The organism is Flavobacteriales bacterium, from assembly GCA_013001705.1.
Lineage (GTDB): Bacteria > Bacteroidota > Bacteroidia > Flavobacteriales_D > JABDKJ01 > JABDLZ01.
This window is the reverse complement of sequence record JABDLZ010000225.1, coordinates 1-2,676: the sequence shown is the minus strand read 5'-3', so window position 1 is coordinate 2,676 and position 2,676 is coordinate 1. Positions and strand designations below refer to the sequence as shown.

Below are 2,676 nucleotides of genomic sequence, written 5' to 3'. Positions count from 1 at the left end.
ATCCAGAGGCATCCAGAATCAAGACGATGTTGAACTCCTCACAGGGTCCCACGACCAGGTCGGGATTGTCCACGATCATCGAACGCAGCGCATCTACATCGATGGCCTCATAGTCCCCATGAGTCCCTTGCTGTGAAGAGGGATCTCCGGGATAATCGTCTGATTGCGAATAGAGATTTGAAAAACTAAATAGCAGAATAGATAAGAACAGGATACGTCCAGCATCCTTGATCCCGTGCAGTTGGTAGCGCATGGAAAGTCAGTTTAATAGTTTGGTCGTACAGAAGGCAATAGCCGCCAATACCTACGAAAGGTAGGGTTTTATCGATATACAGCCTAATTTATACGATGAAAATCGATTCTAAGCCTTGATACTTAACAGAATAGCCTCTACGCATCTTTGGCCATCTATAGCTGCTGAAACAATACCTCCGGCATAACCAGCTCCCTCTCCACAAGGGTAAAGGCCTTTGATATCTACATGCTGCAATGAATCCTTATCTCTCGGGATCCGCACCGGAGATGAAGTCCTTGATTCCGTGGCTACGACCACGGCATCGTTGGTGAGATAATCCTTCATCTTCTTCCCGAACTCCTTGAATCCTTGTTGAAGACTATAGCGTATCCGATCCGGCAGCACAGTGCCTAACTCTACCGATGCAATTCCCGGGTAATAGCTACAGTCAGGCAGGTCTTTGGATCGAACACCTTTGATGAAATCCTTCAATCGCTGCGCAGGTGCCACTTGAGTACCGCCACCAGCTCTGCAGGCTTTCTGTTCTACGGCTGCTTGGAATTCCATCCCTGCCAAAGGACCGTATTGCTGGAATGGCGTCAGGTCCTCCGGTCTCACCTCGACCACAATGCCTGAATTGGCGTAAGGGTTGTTCCGTTTACTTGGACTCCATCCATTGGTCACGATCTCACCAGGGGATGTCGCACAGGGAGCAATGATCCCTCCTGGACACATGCAGAATGAATACACCCCACGTCCTCCGACCTGACAGACCATGTTGTAGGCAGCTGGTGGTAAGGATGACGGAATGTCTTTTCCATATTGAATAGTATCGATCAATGATTGAGGATGTTCTACCCTCACCCCTACAGCAAAGGGTTTGGCTTCTAACTTGATCGAGCGGTCTCGGCATAAGGTATATATGTCTCGGGCTGAGTGACCAGTTGCAAGGATGAGATGTTCGACCGCTATCTGTTCTTCGCTGTTGATCTCTATCGATCCGATCTCCGAGTTCTCAATCTTGATATCGGTGAGCTTGGCCTCGAAATGAACCTCTCCACCGTGCTCTATAATCGTCTCTCTAATTGCTGTGATGATACCTGGTAATTTGTTGGTACCGATATGCGGATGGGCATCTACCAAAATATCTGGCTGAGCACCATGGACCACCAATGTCTCTAATACGGAGCGCACATTACCTTTTTTCTTAGAACGCGTGTACAACTTACCATCACTGTAGGTACCGGCTCCTCCCTCACCAAAACAATAATTGGACTCTGGGTTCACGATGTGTTCCTTATTCAATAAGGCCAGATCCCTCCTTCGTGCCCTGACATCTTTTCCCCTTTCGTAGATAATGGGTTTTAGCCCATACTCAAGGCATCGAAGGCCAGCGAACATACCTGCTGGACCAGCGCCAATAATGTGAACACATTTGGGGCCCGCTCTATGGTATTCTGGAATCGCGATATCAGAGTGTATCGGTCCTTCATCAGAGGCTTTTATCTTCAATCGATAGAAGATCCTTCTTCGAGCATCCAGTGAACGTTTTACGACTTTAATGTATAATGGACGATCAGGAGCCCAGCCTAATCGACTTCGGATGAGATCCGTTAAATAATCAGAGTCGTTGTGATTCTCCGCTCCGACTTCTATGTCCAGTTCTACTTCCAAAAGAAAGGCCCTGCCGCATCTAGCGACAGGGCCTGAAGATAGTGTCTTACCGAGGGGCGATCAATTATCGAATACGGCTATATTATCCACTTCCCAGGTGCTCCCGTCACTTGAAGAACCTGTATATCGGAATGCGAAATAAGTTTCTGACGAACTATAGCCACTCAGATCGATGGCCCCACTTTGCGTTTCCTCCCATCCTCCGGGCGAATAATTGGCCTGCAAGAGAGTCCATGTAGCTTCCTCAACATCACTCGTAAGACCAAAGTCTGTCGAAACGTAGGTCTCGAGTCCTGGACCTGCATAATTCATCATCGTCATGAACGATAGACTTGGGGCATTCAGGGAGGTAAGATCGAGCCCAGGCGAGATGTACCATACTTCACTGGGGTCATTGGAACTTCCATTGTAATTACTCACTTTGGCGAAGAAATTTCCTGAGAAATCGTCTACAAACCAGGTGTCGCTCCCTACGACAACTTGCTGGGTCCAGCCTCCTGAGGTTATACTTTCATCTTCGAAATTCTTGAAGAATAGATATTCCCCAGTCGAACCATCACATCGCAGCTCTGTGAAATCCAGATCATCCACGTCTCGAATAAATAATTGCATATCATCATTGAACTGTCCAACTATTGCAGTGATGGTCCCATTTCTTCCGGGCACCTGCTCTCCAGCGAAGTTTGCAAAACCACTGGTCCTAAGGATCACTTCATTACCTGAACAATCCTGGATATAACGGTTCTCCGATTGCTCATTGACTGCAT

At 47.7% G+C, this 2,676-nt stretch carries 3 protein-coding genes; all 3 read right to left on the bottom strand.

Annotated features, from left to right (window positions below; all coding sequences use genetic code 11):
• On the bottom strand, positions 1 to 253 hold a 253-nt coding region (locus HKN79_09095; protein NNC83722.1), incomplete at its 3' end, for a hypothetical protein.
• Between the two features lie 108 nt (positions 254 to 361).
• Positions 362 to 1,909, bottom strand: a complete 1,548-nt coding sequence (locus tag HKN79_09090; GenBank protein NNC83721.1) for an FAD-binding protein — start codon at positions 1,907 to 1,909, stop codon at positions 362 to 364.
• Between the two features lie 60 nt (positions 1,910 to 1,969).
• Positions 1,970 to 2,676, bottom strand: a 707-nt coding sequence (locus HKN79_09085; protein ID NNC83720.1) for a DUF5017 domain-containing protein, incomplete at its 5' end; no start/stop codon positions are given.